Raw genomic sequence first — 369 nt, 5'->3', positions numbered from 1 at the left:
GTCGTAACAAGGTAGCCGTATCGGAAGGTGCGGCTGGATCACCTCCTTTCTAAGGATATTACGGAAAAGGGATACTTGATATTCCTTCGGAATTGACATTGACATATTGTATTCAGTTTTGAATGTTTATAGAACCTTATGGTTCATACATTCTAAATGGGCCTATAGCTCAGCTGGTTAGAGCGCACGCCTGATAAGCGTGAGGTCGATGGTTCGAGTCCATTTAGGCCCACCATTTTTGAAAATTGTACTTTGAAAACTAGATAAAGTAAGAAGAAAAAGATTTTACCAAGCAAAACCGAGTGAGTTCATTGATTGAATTCTCAAAAAAATCGCGCGTCTGTATTGATACAGACATCACATTATTAA

At 38.8% G+C, this 369-nt stretch carries 1 tRNA gene; it reads left to right on the top strand.

The window, feature by feature from the left end:
- Positions 1–158: 158 nt before the first annotated feature.
- Positions 159–235, top strand: a tRNA-Ile gene (locus ERX40_RS11140).
- The last annotated feature ends 134 nt before the right edge of the window (positions 236–369 follow it).

Source organism: Macrococcus carouselicus, assembly GCF_004359515.1.
Lineage (GTDB): Bacteria > Bacillota > Bacilli > Staphylococcales > Staphylococcaceae > Macrococcus > Macrococcus carouselicus.
This window is presented reverse-complemented; position numbering and strand designations above follow the sequence as displayed.